The 14292-nt window shown below is 38.8% G+C and carries 14 protein-coding genes; 1 reads left to right on the forward strand and 13 read right to left on the reverse strand.

Going from position 1 to position 14292, the window contains the following annotated elements; all coding sequences use genetic code 11:
- Nucleotide 1 precedes the first annotated feature (1 nt).
- From EHW90_RS10600 to EHW90_RS10650, 11 genes are all read right to left on the reverse strand, one after another.
- A complete protein-coding gene (locus tag EHW90_RS10600; RefSeq protein ID WP_124952743.1) occupies nucleotides 2-868 on the reverse strand; it encodes a DegV family protein in 867 nt (288 codons plus the stop codon).
- Nucleotides 868-1047, reverse strand: coding sequence for an ErpG protein (locus EHW90_RS10605; protein ID WP_124952744.1), 180 nt, complete (start codon nucleotides 1045-1047; stop codon nucleotides 868-870). Before EHW90_RS10605 ends, EHW90_RS10600 begins: the two co-directional genes overlap by 1 nt.
- Complete coding sequence (locus tag EHW90_RS10610; protein WP_124952745.1) at nucleotides 1044-2024, reverse strand: dipeptidase; 981 nt, start codon at nucleotides 2022-2024, stop codon at nucleotides 1044-1046. The genes EHW90_RS10605 and EHW90_RS10610 overlap by 4 nt, the downstream gene beginning before the upstream one ends.
- Nucleotide 2025: 1 nt before the next feature.
- A complete protein-coding gene (locus EHW90_RS10615; protein WP_124952746.1) occupies nucleotides 2026-3393 on the reverse strand; it encodes an MATE family efflux transporter in 1368 nt (455 codons plus the stop codon).
- Between the two features lie 18 nt (nucleotides 3394-3411).
- A complete protein-coding gene (locus EHW90_RS10620; RefSeq protein WP_124952747.1) occupies nucleotides 3412-5433 on the reverse strand; it encodes a glycoside hydrolase family 13 protein in 2022 nt (673 codons plus the stop codon).
- Complete coding sequence (gene ftsH, locus EHW90_RS10625; protein WP_124952748.1) at nucleotides 5434-7260, reverse strand: ATP-dependent zinc metalloprotease FtsH; 1827 nt, start codon at nucleotides 7258-7260, stop codon at nucleotides 5434-5436. It abuts the gene before it with no gap.
- 11 nt (nucleotides 7261-7271) lie between these two features.
- The gene (hpt, locus tag EHW90_RS10630; protein ID WP_009444690.1) at nucleotides 7272-7802 is read right to left on the reverse strand and encodes a hypoxanthine phosphoribosyltransferase; all 531 of its coding nucleotides are present in this window, start codon (nucleotides 7800-7802) and stop codon (nucleotides 7272-7274) included.
- Complete coding sequence (gene tilS / locus EHW90_RS10635; protein WP_124952749.1) at nucleotides 7786-9294, reverse strand: tRNA lysidine(34) synthetase TilS; 1509 nt, start codon at nucleotides 9292-9294, stop codon at nucleotides 7786-7788. Before tilS ends, hpt begins: the two co-directional genes overlap by 17 nt.
- A 1-nt stretch (nucleotide 9295) precedes the next feature.
- The gene (locus EHW90_RS10640) at nucleotides 9296-9613 is read right to left on the reverse strand and encodes a septum formation initiator family protein (RefSeq protein WP_060930895.1); all 318 of its coding nucleotides are present in this window, start codon (nucleotides 9611-9613) and stop codon (nucleotides 9296-9298) included.
- 64 nt (nucleotides 9614-9677) lie between these two features.
- Nucleotides 9678-10685 (reverse strand): aspartate--ammonia ligase, encoded by a 1008-nt coding sequence (asnA, locus tag EHW90_RS10645; protein ID WP_124952750.1) that lies wholly within the window; start codon nucleotides 10683-10685, stop codon nucleotides 9678-9680.
- Nucleotides 10686-10824: 139 nt separating this feature from the next.
- Nucleotides 10825-11247: an Hsp20/alpha crystallin family protein gene (locus EHW90_RS10650; protein ID WP_124952751.1), complete on the reverse strand. Its 423-nt coding sequence runs from the start codon at nucleotides 11245-11247 to the stop codon at nucleotides 10825-10827.
- 308 nt (nucleotides 11248-11555) lie between these two features.
- On the opposite strand from EHW90_RS10650, the gene rpsT reads away from it, so the two are divergent.
- Nucleotides 11556-11822, forward strand: coding sequence for a 30S ribosomal protein S20 (rpsT, locus tag EHW90_RS10655; RefSeq protein WP_124952752.1), 267 nt, complete (start codon nucleotides 11556-11558; stop codon nucleotides 11820-11822).
- Nucleotides 11823-11860: 38 nt separating this feature from the next.
- Here rpsT and trmB read toward each other — a convergent pair whose 3' ends face one another.
- Entirely contained in the window at nucleotides 11861-12514 is a 654-nt protein-coding gene (gene trmB, locus EHW90_RS10660) for a tRNA (guanosine(46)-N7)-methyltransferase TrmB (protein ID WP_124952753.1), read from the reverse strand.
- Nucleotides 12515-12608: 94 nt separating this feature from the next.
- Nucleotides 12609-14252, reverse strand: coding sequence for a S1C family serine protease (locus tag EHW90_RS10665; protein WP_124952926.1), 1644 nt, complete (start codon nucleotides 14250-14252; stop codon nucleotides 12609-12611).
- Nucleotides 14253-14292 lie beyond the last annotated feature (40 nt).

A 14292-nucleotide genomic window follows, 5' to 3' on the forward strand; every position in this document is an offset into this window, starting at 1 on the left:
ATCAGTCTGTACTTATCTTTCTTGCAACAGCCAAAGCCACGGTTCCGGGACCTATATGTGTAGCAACCGACAGTGACAGATTGACTGTCTCAACCTTACCGAACTCAGCCTCAAGCTCTGAGGCAAACTCTTTTGCAAAATCAAGATAACCGTACTGTGCTATCATCAGTCTGGAATCCTTACACATAGGGTCATTCAGTCTTTCGCTTAAGTCTTTTTTTATAGCTTCCACCATTATCTGTTTTGCCTGCTTAAACGTTCTTGCCTTGGCATAGGCGTCTATCTTTCCTTCATGAAGCTGAAGCACCGGCTTTATCTTCAAAAGTGAGGCAAGTGCGGCCGCCATAGGTGTTATTCTTCCGCCCTTTTTCAAATATTTTATATCACTGACCATTACATAAATGCCTGACTTCAAAGCATCGGCTTCAAGCTTTTCTTTAATCTTATCAGGTGTAAAGCCGGCATCAATAAGTGTCAGCGCATCAAGTCCCGCACTTATCTGTGTAACGGATATTCTCTTATCATCCACTACAAATACTCTTCCTACATACTCGTCCTCACTTGCAAGCATGGTGGCGGTATCACATGAACCTGAAAGCCCTGATGTCATAGGTATATGTATTACAGAGTCGTATGTCTTTAAAAGCTCATCCCACAGATCCATAACATTTTCAGGAGAAGGCTGTGAAGTAACTATATCGGCTCCCTCTTCCTGCCTCTTTAAAAACTCTTCACGTGTAATATCTATTCCGTCCAAATACTCCTTGCCGTCAATCATAAACGGCATAGGTAAAATATACATACCGTATTTTTTTGCCTCTTCACCGGTCAAACCGCAATTACTATCTAATACCACTGCTGTACTCATTAGCCTCTATCCTTACCCTTTGCTATTTCATCTATTACATTGTTCTTTATCATATCATCTATGATCTTTTCGCCGCTTTTTTCACCCTTTTTCGCCTCAGTTTCCTCCATCTTTGCATGTAGTGTATAAACGGCACATACAGCCACAAGTATTAAAATAAGTATTACAAACCTAATCATTTTACCACTTCCTTTATTACTCTCAGTGCATTTTTATATGTTATATTTTCAATGAGGCTGTGACCAAATCCTTCTCTTTCCATTGCATCAATCAAATCCTTTGTCCCTGAAGCGTCCTTCCACTCAAGAGTATCATCAAAGCCGTCATAGTCGGAACCGAGTGCAACAAACTCACTTCCGCCCACCTTTACCATATACTTTAACATCTCTACGGCATCTTTTATATAAGCTTTTCTCTCTCTTTTTGAAAAGTCTGTAGATAAAAACTCGGGATAAAAATTAAGTCCCGATATACAACCTTTGTCCGCCATCTTTTTTATCATATCATCTGTAAGATTCCTTGCATGATTACAAACCTCTCGGGCATTTGAATGACTTGCAACAAAAGGCCTCTTTGACATATCAATTATATCATAAATTCCGGCATCCGACATATGTGAAACATCTACAATCATTCCCAGTTCTTCCATTTTTTCTACAACTTCAAAACCGAAAGGCTTCAGTCCGTTCTCGATATCCGGAACATATCCTGCAAATTCACCGTTTTTTGTGATTCTTTTATTTCCGAATCCGATAGAGTTCTCAAAATTCCATGTCAGAGTCATCATTCTCACGCCTCTTTTATAGAAATGCTCAAGCTTTTCAATACTTCCCTCTATCGCCTCACCCTCTTCTATGGTCAAAAAAGCCGATATCTTATTATTGTCTGAATTCTTTAAAATGTCACTGTAATTTTTTGCAAAATCAATATCACTTTTATTTTTCCCTATCTCTTCTTCATACAGGTCTATCAAAGCATTGACATAATTATAAGGTTCTCTCACATCCTTAAGATGAGTAAACATTGCAAAGCACTGTAAGATTACATCCGATTTTTTAAGCTTTTTTATATCAATCATCAGATTGTTTTCCCTGAGAGTCAGCCCTTTTTTCTTATATATTTCGCTTATCGTATCACAATGTAAATCTACTATCATATTACTCCTTTTTTAAATCCTTATGCCACCACTTTCCGGATGCAAATCTGTATACAAAATTGGAGGATCTGAAAATCCAATCTATTATCATTGCGCACCATACTCCGACGGCTCCTATATGGAATACCTTTGCTATGAAAAGCGATGTGCCGAATCTGAATACCGCCATTGAAAACAGGCTGATACCCATTGTAAACTTAACATCATTCCCTGCTCTTAACGCGTTCGGAAGTATAAAGCTTAACGGCCACAAGAATACGGCAACGCCCATATGTATCCAGACCAAAACTGCAGTAAGTTCCTTTGTAGCATCAGGCACTTTGTATATTGAAATAAAGGAATTTTGGAATAAGAAAATAATTAAAGCAGGTATTATAATAACCAAATATCCCATGCACATAAGCTTCTTTACATAATACTTGGCTTCCTTATACTTACCTGCTCCCACACAGCGGCCTATTACGGTAATCATGGCAATGCCTATTGCATTTCCCATATTTACCCCCAGACCGTCCAGATTGTTGGCAATAGCATTGGCGGCTATCTGAGTTCTTCCGAAGTTTGATATGATGGAGACTACCGCCACTCTTCCAACCTGAAATAATGAATTTTCAATACCTGACGGTATTCCGATGTAGAGAATCCTTCTCATAAAGTCCGACTTTATACCAAAGACTTCCTTAATCTTCAAAAAAACCGTTGCATCCTTATTTTTAGATGCAAGTATTGTTATCACAACCGCCGCCACACTTCTTGATATTACACTGGGTATTGCCACACCTGCAACGCCAAGATGAAGTATAAATACTCCTATATAATTACCCACAATATTTATTATATTCATGAGTATACTTACCTTCATAGAAGTCTTTGAATCTCCGATACTTCTGTATATTGCCGCTCCCGAGTTGTATATTGCAAGCATGGGAAAGCTTATTGCAGTGATCATTAAGTATTTCTTACTCGCCTCAAACACTTCACTGTCTATATTTCCGAAAAGCACTGATATCAGCGGATGTGCAAAGGCTATTGAAAATATTGATATAAAGACGGCTACAACAAAAGCCATAAGCTCAAGCTGTGCAGCCGCCATACACGCATCTTCATGCCTTCTTGCACCTATAAACTGACTGATCACCACCGCACCGCCTGTTGCCAGTGCAGCAAGCAGTGATATTATTACATTGTTGACCATGTCCACAAGAGATACACCGGATACCGCAGCCTCGCCTGCAAAGCTTACCATTACGGTATCCGACATACCTACAGTTATAGCTAAGAACTGTTCTATAATAAGCGGGACTATAAGCACCTTCAAGTCCGTATTGTCAAACATCTTCCCTATATATTTTTCACTATCCCGTAGCATATAATCTCCATGTAACTTTTATAAGTTTTCGCTGACCAGTAAATATCCTGAATGTGGCTCTATCTCCATGTTCAAATATCCGTTGTCATTTTCATATGTCACTCTGCCCACATTGTAGCCTGTTCCGTTGGTATAGATCACTCTGCTTATTATCGCATTGTCTCTCATTCCTGTAAGGTAAAGAGGTATATCTATTTTCTTTGCATATTCTCCTGTATTGATAACAATGACCGAAACATTGTCCTTTAAAACTCTGGCATAACATACCGCTCCTGCGGCTGAAATAAGCTTTATCAACGAACCGCTCTTTAATTCTTTTCTGACCCTATGCCATCTGTTCATATACCTGTGATACTCTAAAAGTTCAAGATTTTCATGTCCCCAAGGATATGTTCTTCTGCTGTCAGGGTCTGTAAATCCGCATACTCCCACTTCATCGCCGTAGTATACGGTAGGTGCTCCGGGTAATGTCACCTGCATCATTATAGCCTGTCTCATAACCTCAAGCTTCACGCCGCTACTTGCATCCTCAGACTTATGAGTATTTATTCTTCCCACAATGCCGTTGGTTCTTGTAAGGAATCTTGAGTGGTCATGGTTTGAAAGCTGAATCATTGATACCAGTGCACAATCATAAGGCATCTTTCCAAGTGCATTGTTAAGCATAAGAAAGAATGCATCCGAGTTTCCTTTCAGATTCATATCCGCTCTGTCCGAGTGCTTATCAAGTCCTGTCAAAAACCAGCTTACAGGCTCCATAAATCCGTCATAGTTCATTACGCCGTCCCAACATTTGCCGTCAAGCCAAAAACTCGGATCACCGTAATGCTCCGCCAAAATAACCGCATTTTTATTGGCAGACTTTACCGCACTTCTGAACATAGCCCAAAATCTGTGGTTGAACTCATGGCTGTAGCCCAAATCCGCCGCAACATCAAGTCGCCAACCGTCTACATTAAAAGGCGGTGACACCCACTTTTTCGCTATACCAAGTACCTCGTCTATAAGTTTTTTGCTGTTCTCATAATAAAGCTTCGGCAGAGTATCATGTCCCCACCATCCGTCATATTCATTACCGATAAAGTTAAAATACGGCCTGAACTCACTTTCCTTTGACCAGTACGCACCTATCGGATATTTATCTTCGGCTCTTTTATATATACCTTCTTTGTCCATCCACTTGTTAAATGAGCCGCAGTGGTTGAAAACTCCGTCAATTATAACCTTAATATTTCTCTTATGTGCTTCCTCTACAAGTCTTATAAAAAGCTCATTACTTGCCTCAAGATTTTTCTTGCAGGTAACTCGCTTTACATACTTTGTGGCATTTTTATTGTCAGTATCGTCCTCACCGAGCACTCCGTCTGCATCTTCCACTATCACACCGATATGAGGATCTATATAGTCATAATCCTGAGTATCATATTTGTGGTTTGACGGTGATACAAAGAGAGGGTTAAAGTAAATTACCTCAACCCCAAAGTCCTTTAAGTAGTCCAGTTTTTGTAAAACTCCTGCCAAGTCTCCGCCATAGAAATATCCGACATCAAAGTTTGAAGGATACTCGTCCCAGTTCTCCTTATGCTTCACAGGCAAACCTATGTAGATATACTCGTCATCTACAACATCATTTGTCTCATCTCCACGATTGAATCTGTCAATAAAAATCTGATACATCAAAGCTCCCTTTGCCCAATCAGGCAAAGTAAAGCCCTTGTTGTATTCAAATAATGCGTCTTCCTTCAGATAATCCGTAACTCCGAACCTTGTAAAGAACAAAGTCTTTTCGCCGTCAATTATCTTAAAATAATACTTTAAATAATCCCTATCCTCTAAATCTGCGTAGTAAAAGTCGAAATACTCGCTTGAGTGAAGCTTTGACATCACTACTTCACTGTTATCTTGGTGATTTACCAATATAATATCCGGTTTATCATCCTTAAAAATTCTAATCTGTATTCTTATATTCTGTCTATTCTTAAGGCTTTGTATTGATACATATTCGTTTGTCTCATCACTAAAAATACCTTCAATATTCATCTAAAACAATGCCTCAAATTCTTCAAAACCAATTTTCTCTTTTTCTATAAGAAGGGCCGCACATGCGTCAAGCACATATTTTCTCTTCATTATTATCTCTTTTGCCTTTGTATGACAATCGTTTATAATTTTTCTGACTTCCTCGTCAATCATATTTGCAGTCTCTTCACTGTATGACTTTGTCTGCCCGAAGTCCCTTCCTATGAAAATCTCATCTCCTTCATTTCCGTAGTTTACAAGTCCGGCTCTCTCATTCATACCGAATTCCATTACCATTGCTCTTGCTACGCTTGTCGCCTGCTTGATATCCGAGCTTGCACCTGTTGTAATATCTCCGAAGATGATTTCTTCCGCTATTCTTCCGCCAAGGCTGACCATGATATTATTAAGCATCTTTGACTTGGTATTAAACATCTGATCTTCACCGGGCAGAGGCATGGTATAGCCTGCCGCACTTACGCCTGTAGGTATAATGGATATGGTATGTACAGGTCCCACTCCGTCAAGCTCTCTAAAGAGTATTGCGTGTCCGGCCTCATGATATGCGGTGATTGACTTTTCCTTCTCACTTACTATCCTTGACTTTTTCTCCGTACCTATTCCTACTTTTATAAATGCCTTGTTTATATCATCGGCAGATATAAATCTCTTTCCCTCTCTTGCAGAGAGTATTGCCGCCTCATTCATAAGATTTTCAAGGTCTGCACCTGTAAATCCTGAAGTCTGTCTTGCAACCGAATGTAAATCCACATCATCTCCCAAAGGTTTTGATGCCGCATGTATCTTTAATATTGCCTCTCTTGCAGCCACATCGGGTCTGCCTACCGCAACTTTTCTGTCAAATCTTCCAGGTCTTAGAAGTGCCGGATCAAGTATATCCACTCTGTTGGTCGCCGCCATCACTATAATACCCTGATTGCCTGCAAATCCGTCCATCTCTACAAGCAACTGATTGAGCGTCTGCTCTCTCTCATCATGGCTTCCGCCAAGTCCTGAACCTCTTCTTCTTCCGACCGCATCAATCTCATCTATAAAGACGATACACGGTGCGTTCTTCTTGGCGTCTTCAAAGAGGTCTCTTACTCTGCTTGCACCCACACCTACAAACATCTCTACAAAGTCCGAACCTGATATTGTAAAGAAAGGCACTCCGGCCTCTCCTGCTACAGCCTTTGCAAGAAGTGTCTTTCCTGTTCCGGGAGGTCCTACAAGAATTATACCTTTAGGGATTCTTGCACCGAGTTTTGTATACTTGCCGGGATCTCTTAAAAAGTCCACCACCTCAGCCAGTTCTTCCTTTTCTTCTTCAAGTCCTGCCACCTTTGTAAAATTCACATTTGTGGACTTTACAATCTTTGCTCTGCTCTTGCCGAAGTTCATCATCTTGTTATTGCCGGCGTTACCTCCTGCCGCCATCCTGCCGTTCATATACATCATAAACAATATGATCATTATGGCGGTCAGTCCTATCGGCAATATGGTGTTTGTAAATACACTGTCTCTCGGAACATCATCCAATATATAGGTTATGTTCTTTTCTTTAAGTTCCTTTGTGAATTCGTTTACATCCGATACAAAATAATGTACCTCGGATTTCCCGAATTCCTGTTGAGTGTTAAAGTGTATTATCGCCTCACCTGTAGGTGTCTGTGAATTCTGTCTTATCTCTATCAATGAAATATTGTTTTCTTCAACCACTTTTTCAAATTGCTTTGAATCCAGCTTTATGCTGCTTAGTTGGTTGCCCATGTTAAAAATAAGCCAAACTATAAGTCCTAAAACTAACAGTAAGAAAAATACTCTTACCGGATTATCTGCTCTTTTCATCTTTCTCCTATCTAATCTGAGAGTTCCATCACCCCGATATACGGTAAATTCCTATATCTTTGATCATAGTCAAGTCCGTATCCCACAACGAACTTATCTTCTATCTCAAAGCATACATAATCTACAAATACATCCTTTTTCTCTCTTCTTGAAGGCTTGTCAAGAAGTGTACAAAGCTTGATAGACTTCGGGCCTCTCTTTTTTAATATATCCATAAGGTATGACAGTGTGTTTCCCGAGTCAATGATGTCCTCAACCACCAATACATTCTTGCCGTCTATACTGTCATCCAAATCCTTTATTATCTTTACCACTCCTGAGCTCTTTGTCTGTGAGCCGTAGCTTGATACACTCATAAAATCAAGTCTTACATTCAGGTTAAGTCTCTTTGCGAGGTCACACATAAACATGACTCCGCCTTTTAAAACACATATAAGTGTAAGCTCTTCACCCTCATAGTCCTTATTGATTCTGTCTGCAATCTCCAGGATTCTGTTATCTATTTCCTTCTCAGATATCAATACATCAACTTTCTCTTTCATATTTATCTCCTAATACTTCTATTTTTAAAACCTTGTTTGTGTACAAATCCACTTTGTAAAGCTCACTTATCCTGTCAAGCCCTACCGTATCATCAGGTGATTTATTCTCTTTGAATATCCAAACCACACATGACCCTATTGTAAGTACTATATGTTCTTTTCTTATACTTACAGGTATCTTTTCATCTGTAAAAAGCTTTTTTACAGCCTTTTTACCGCTTTTTATCTGAATAAAATCACCGCTCATATACCCCCTGACAGCGATATTTTTCTCTATAAATTTCAAATTGTTGTCTTTGCTTACAACACTGTTGATACACAAAGATTCCCCTGTATATTTTACTATATCTCTAAGGACTTTGTCAAAATCAAGCCATTTTATATTACCGTCACCGGGGATATCTTTCATACTGAAGTTGCTAAAAACACCGTATCTTATTTCAGGGAAACCGCTCTTTCTCTCCTTTTCATCTCCACCCTGTACAAATCTCAAATACTTATAATCATTATATACTTTTATATCATATTTTAAATCCAGCTTTTTTCCGTTCTCTCCGTGAGCCAACTGCCATACATCCTCTATATGCACCATTCCTATATCCTTGATTCCGAGTTTTTTTTCTTTCAACAACTCTTTCAGTGCATACCTTATTATATATGTACCTAAAATATGCGGATGCTCTATCAGCTCATTTCGCTTTAGTGTATAACCTCTGTTTCCTTCAGCTTTTAAATTCTTTTCACAAAATTTCTTTGCCGAATCTTCAAAATATTCATCGGCCTCAGCCGCAACTGTTGAAGTTTTATAAAAGTTATTGATTACATTGCTGTTTACATACTTTGTAAGTATCGGAAAGACTTCATTTCTCAATACATTTCTTGTGTATTCGTTTTCAAGATTTGTACTGTCGGTCATATACTCTATTTTATTTTCATTCAGATATTCTTCTATCTCGGCTCTTGTAAAGATAAGCAGAGGTCTTATTATTCTGCCGTTTTTTGCCAATATACCCTTAAGACCTGATATTCCGCTTCCTCTTGAGAGATTGTGCAGCATGGTCTCCGCATTGTCATTTTTATTGTGTGCGATTGCAATCTTTACCTTTGAAATATCAACTCCTTCAGTTTTACTTATATCAGTTGCGATATTTTCAAAAGCTTCGTATCTTGCCTTTCTTCCGGCCTCTTCCTCACTGATTTTTAACATAGATGCCATCTTCGGGATATTGTAATGAACAGAAAAAAACTCCACATCAAGTTTATTACAAAGCTCTTTTACATAATTTTCATCGCGGCTTGCTTCTTTTCCTCTGATGCCGTGATTTATATGTACAACAAAAAGCCTTATTTCTAAGGCTTTTTGCAACTTACAAAGTGTATGCAGCAGGCAAACGGAATCCGCCCCGCCGCTTACACCAAGTATCACTCTGTCTTCTTTTTCAATCAATTTGTTGTTTTCTATAAAACGACTCAATATATCTATATTCAACATATCAATTCTCAGGCTTTATGGCAATTTCATTTGGAAAAACCAAGCCCAACTTCTCCCTTGCCATCTCTATTATATAGCTGTCTGTCTGAACATACTTCTTTTTTTCATCAAGTTCCTTGGCTCTTTCGCTTTCGCTTTCCAGTTCTTTGACTATTTTTTGATTATAAGCCTCTCTGTTTGCAAGCTCTTTTTTTATACTTCTTACCTTTACTCCAAGGACTATCGCCATAGACACTACTACCATAGTAATGAATACTATAGAAAGTCTGTTCTCAAATATTCCTTTGGTTTTTTTCTTTTTAACCGCCTTTTTAGCCATAAACTTCCCCTTATAAAACAATCCGATGAAAAAATTTGTAAGCCCTTATTAAGATGTCTATATACTATAGTAATATCATTTTATTCTTTTTGCAAGCCTCTATCATATCTGCAGGCCATACGCTTGACTGTACTTCACCTACATGAGCTTTGTTAAGTAAAAGCATACAAAGTCTGCTCTGTCCGATACCGCCACCTATTGTGTACGGCAACTCACCTGCAAGTAATGACTTATGGAAAGGAAGATTCTTTCTGTCCTCGGCATTTGCCGCTTTAAGCTGTGACTCCATAGCATCCTCATCCACTCTGATACCCATACTTGAGATTTCAAGTGCGCAGTCAAGATTTTCAAACCAGAAAAGAATATCTCCGTTCAATTCCCAATCGTCATAGTCAGGTGATCTTCCGTCATGAGGCTTGCCGTCTCCAAGCGCTCCGCCTATCTTCTCAACAAATACACAGCCGTGTTCCTTTGTTATAAGATTCTCTCTTTCCTTAGGAGTCTTATCAGGATACATCTGTCTGAGCTCTTCAGAAGTAATAAAGAAAATATCGTCCGGCAGGTGCTTTACGGCTTGCGGATACTTATACCACACCTCATGCTCCATATGCTTGATTACTTTAAAGATAGTCTTTACGGTATCTTCCAAAGTTTTTATATTTCTGTCTTCTTTTCTTATTACCTTCTCCCAGTCCCACTGATCCACATAGCATGAATGAAGATTGTCAAGCTCCTCATCTCTTCTTATGGCATTCATATTTGTGTAAAGTCCTTCACCCGGAGCAAAATTGTACTCGCCAAGTGCCATTCTCTTCCACTTTGCAAGTGACTGAACCACTTCGTACTCCTCATTCGGTATACCTAAAATATCAAATGATACAGGGCGCTCAACACCGTTTAGATTATCATTGAGACCGCTTGACTTTGATACAAACAACGGTGCCGAAACTCTCTCCAAATTCATCTCTTTTCCGAATTCTTTCTGGAAAGTGTCTCTGATATACTTTATCGCTTCCTGAGTTTCTCTCACACTTAACACCGGGTCATAACCCTTTGGTAAAATCAATGCCATAAAAACCTCCATTCTGAATATGAAAACATATCTCTTTAAAAAACTTATGATATCACTAAGTATAATAATATACAAGATGGAATTTAGCACTTTAAAATAAAAAACTGCCACTTTCGTGGCAGTCAAAATAATTTTAATTTTATTCAATTGCTATTGTCTTTGGAGGCTGCGGTAAGCTCTCTTTTTCTTTAGGCAATGTAAGCTTCAATATACCGTTGTTGTATGAAGCCTTGATATCTTCTTCTGTAATGGCCTCTCCGACAAAGAAGCTTCTCTCGCATGAACCGAATCGTCTCTCTCTGCGGATATATTTATCATTTTCATCCTTCTTGTCATCGTTTTCTTCATGCTTTGCACTGACTGTAAGGTATCCGTCCTTAAGACTTGCTGTAATATCTTCCTTATTAAATCCCGGAAGCTCTATGCTAAGCTCATAATTACCGTCTACATCCTTTACATCAGTCTTCATGCTTGGAGCCTCAAACTTACTAAAGCCCTTACCCCAAAAATCATTATCAAAAAACTCATCAAACAAATTATAATTTCTTCTAGGTAGTAACATATCTATATCTCCTTTATTATCATCATTATTATTCAAGTAGAACCTGTTTGATAACTTTTATTGTTATCTATGTCCTATTTGTTATAGTCATAATATAACAAATATTATTAGCAATGTCAATAGGCGAGTGCTAATTTTTTAAAAAATTTTATCTTATAAATCTTTCGCTTAAACCTTGACATTCCACTTAGAATATCCTAAAATTATGGTTGCGTTTAGATTGAACTGTCCGTGTCCAGGCTTCAATATAAACTTTCGAAAGTTTAACTTTCATAAAACAAAAAGTTATTTATTTATTGGAGGTAAATGTGGCTAATATCAAATCCGCAAAGAAAAGAATTCAGGTTACTTTAGTAAAAACAGAAAGAAACAAGGCAATCAGATCAAAAGTGAAGACTGCTATTAAGAAAGTTGAGAGTGCTGTTGCAGCAAATGATAAGCAGCTTGCAAAAGACAACCTTAAGAACGCTATCGTTGAGATTACAAAGGCGGCATCAAAGGGTGTATATCACAAGAACAATGCTTCTCGTAAGGTTGCAAGACTTTCAAAGGCTGTTGATAGTATCAACGCATAAAATAAACTCCAATGACCGTCATCATTGGAGTTCTTTTTTTATCTGCTTATAATCATCTTACAAATCTTATTTCCCTGACCCACAAATTTTTCTTCATACTCGGTCATTATATTCCCTTCGCTCTTCTCTTCAGAGTGAAAATCAAAACTGCAAAAATCAAGCTTCCACTTTGAATCTTTAACCACTTCAAGCGAATATTCAAAAAGCCCCACATTGTCTGTCTTAAATTCTATCACCCCTTCAGGCTTTAATATCCTGTCATAGATTTGTAAAAAGTCAGGAGAAGTAAGTCTTCTGTTTGCATGCCTGTCCTTCGGCCACGGGTCCGAAAAGTTCAAAAATATCTTATCCACTTCACCGGTCTCAAAAATATCTGCAAGCTTTCTTGCATCCGCACATAAAAATCTTAGATTATCTATTGCTTTGTCACTTTCAAGATTTCTCTTTCTTTGTATCGCCTTCATCAGTACACTTTCATATCTCTCAATACCTATAAAGTTTATACCCTGATTTTTCAATGCCATATTTCTGATAAACTGCCCCTTGCCCATACCTATTTCTATCTGCAGCGGTCTTCTTACATCAAAGATATCCTGTATCTTACCTTTTAAGGCTATAGCTTCATCCTCTCTGAGGCATTCTTTCGCATCAGTTATAAAGTCTTCACAACCCTTTATATGTCTAAGTCTCATATCATATACTCCATTTCATATATAGCAATTTAGTATACCGTAAAAACAACAAAAAAAGCAACAGGCTTTCACCTGCCGCTTTTCAAAATATATATTACTGTTCCTGTGCTTCCCTCTTACCGAGAGTGATACTTACAGTCTTCTCAACATATTTACCGCTGTCGTCAAGTCTTTGAACTGTCAAATCCACCTTTCTGCCGCTCTCATAGTATGTAAGCATATTTTTGAGTTCTTCCATACTTCTTACACTCTGTCCGTCAAACTTGGTGATAATATCCTTTGCCTTCAAATCTGAAGATGCTGCGGCACCGCCTTCTACTACTTTGTATACATAGATACCCTGCGGCATATCATAAGCCTTTGCCATCTCCTCATCAATGTCCTTACCTTGTATACCGAGGTATCCCTGATTTTCCTGTGCTACTACAGTTCTTGTCTCCTTGCTTGAAAGTTCCTTTATAAGATCCTTTACTGTAGATATAGGGATTGCATAGCCCATTCCTTCTACAGCGGTATCTGAATACTTGGCTGAGTTGATACCTATTACCTGACCCTGCATATTAAGGAGTGCTCCGCCTGAGTTACCCGGATTTATAGCCGCATCAGTCTGTAAAAGATTTCTTGAAGTACCGCCTTCAGTCTTTACCTCTCTGTTAAGTGCCGAAATATATCCGACTGTTACGGACTGACCGTATCCCAGTGCATTTCCTATAGCGACAACACCCTGTCCTACCTTAACATTATCACTGTCTCCGATATTTGCGATGCTGATTCTTGACAATGTGTCTTCTCCCATATCTGAGAGCTTTACAGCCACTACAGCCACATCATTGTCACTGTCTCCACCTTTTACAGATGCACTTGCCTTCTTACCGTCTGAAAATTCAACTTCAAGGCTTGTAGTATCCGCAATAACATGGTTGTTTGTCACAATCAAAAGCTCACTGTCGGTCTTTCCTACTATTATACCTGAACCGCTTGACTGTGCTTCATAGCTTTGAGGACCGAAGAAACTGTTCTGTGTGACCTCTTCCTTTCCGTAGATGGACACTACCGAAGGCATTGCCTTATCTACTATAGTTGAAACATCCATGCTTGAAAGATTGGTAGCAGGTGCCGCAGTGCTTTCACTCTTGGCATTATCCTGACTGCCTATTGTAATATCGTCAGCTTTTGTCTTTGTATTTGTTCCGACATAGCTGCTTGCCACATTGTTGACACCAACCATTACTCCGCCGGCTACAAGGCCGAACACTGCAGCGCTTGCTACAAGTCCGAATGCTCTTCCTACTTTTGATTTCTTGCGCTCTTTACCCTTACCCTTGCCTTTTTGAGGCTGTGCGGCAAAAGTTTGTGTTCGTACATTTTCTGACTGAGTTCCTCTATTATCTTCTCCAAAATTTCCGCTATCTGTTGCATTATTTGCCTCCTTGATATCCGATATATTTATATTCTGTGTATTTTCCAAATTCTCACTTGCATTTGAAGCAAAGCTTGACACCGCTTCTTTGTTCAAATCAACGTCATTTTGCACGGCATCATATGAAGTATCGCTGCTTCCGTCGTTCCTTGCTATATCTTCTGCAGCCTCTGCAAGACTTTCACTGTGCCTTCTTATAATGCTGTCTATATCCTTAGGCTCATCGTTTGAAGCGCTGTTTTCAATCTCACCGTTGTTTGTGCTGTTCTCCATATTTGTATTAACCTCATTGTCAAATTCATCTCTCTCAAATTCCATAATATCTTCCATACTAAAAGTACTCTCCTTTCATAAAATA

Source organism: Lachnoanaerobaculum orale, assembly GCF_003862485.1.
GTDB classification, from domain to species: domain Bacteria; phylum Bacillota; class Clostridia; order Lachnospirales; family Lachnospiraceae; genus Lachnoanaerobaculum; species Lachnoanaerobaculum orale.

What these genes read in the sequence shown, in the direction of transcription:
- asnA (WP_124952750.1), bottom strand. Translation starts at nt 10,685, where the DNA reads ATGGCATTGATTTTACCAAAGGGTTATGACCCGGTGTTAAGTGTGAGA.
- EHW90_RS10640 (WP_060930895.1), bottom strand. Translation starts at nt 9,613, where the DNA reads ATGGCTAAAAAGGCGGTTAAAAAGAAAAAAACCAAAGGAATATTTGAG.
- trmB (WP_124952753.1), bottom strand. Translation starts at nt 12,514, where the DNA reads ATGAGACTTAGACATATAAAGGGTTGTGAAGACTTTATAACTGATGCG.
- EHW90_RS10605 (WP_124952744.1), bottom strand. Translation starts at nt 1,047, where the DNA reads ATGATTAGGTTTGTAATACTTATTTTAATACTTGTGGCTGTATGTGCC.
- EHW90_RS10665 (WP_124952926.1), bottom strand. Translation starts at nt 14,252, where the DNA reads ATGGAATTTGAGAGAGATGAATTTGACAATGAGGTTAATACAAATATG.
- EHW90_RS10610 (WP_124952745.1), bottom strand. Translation starts at nt 2,024, where the DNA reads ATGATAGTAGATTTACATTGTGATACGATAAGCGAAATATATAAGAAA.
- EHW90_RS10650 (WP_124952751.1), bottom strand. Translation starts at nt 11,247, where the DNA reads ATGTTACTACCTAGAAGAAATTATAATTTGTTTGATGAGTTTTTTGAT.
- ftsH (WP_124952748.1), bottom strand. Translation starts at nt 7,260, where the DNA reads ATGAAAAGAGCAGATAATCCGGTAAGAGTATTTTTCTTACTGTTAGTT.
- EHW90_RS10620 (WP_124952747.1), bottom strand. Translation starts at nt 5,433, where the DNA reads ATGAATATTGAAGGTATTTTTAGTGATGAGACAAACGAATATGTATCA.
- tilS (WP_124952749.1), bottom strand. Translation starts at nt 9,294, where the DNA reads ATGTTGAATATAGATATATTGAGTCGTTTTATAGAAAACAACAAATTG.
- EHW90_RS10615 (WP_124952746.1), bottom strand. Translation starts at nt 3,393, where the DNA reads ATGCTACGGGATAGTGAAAAATATATAGGGAAGATGTTTGACAATACG.
- hpt (WP_009444690.1), bottom strand. Translation starts at nt 7,802, where the DNA reads ATGAAAGAGAAAGTTGATGTATTGATATCTGAGAAGGAAATAGATAAC.
- EHW90_RS10600 (WP_124952743.1), bottom strand. Translation starts at nt 868, where the DNA reads ATGAGTACAGCAGTGGTATTAGATAGTAATTGCGGTTTGACCGGTGAA.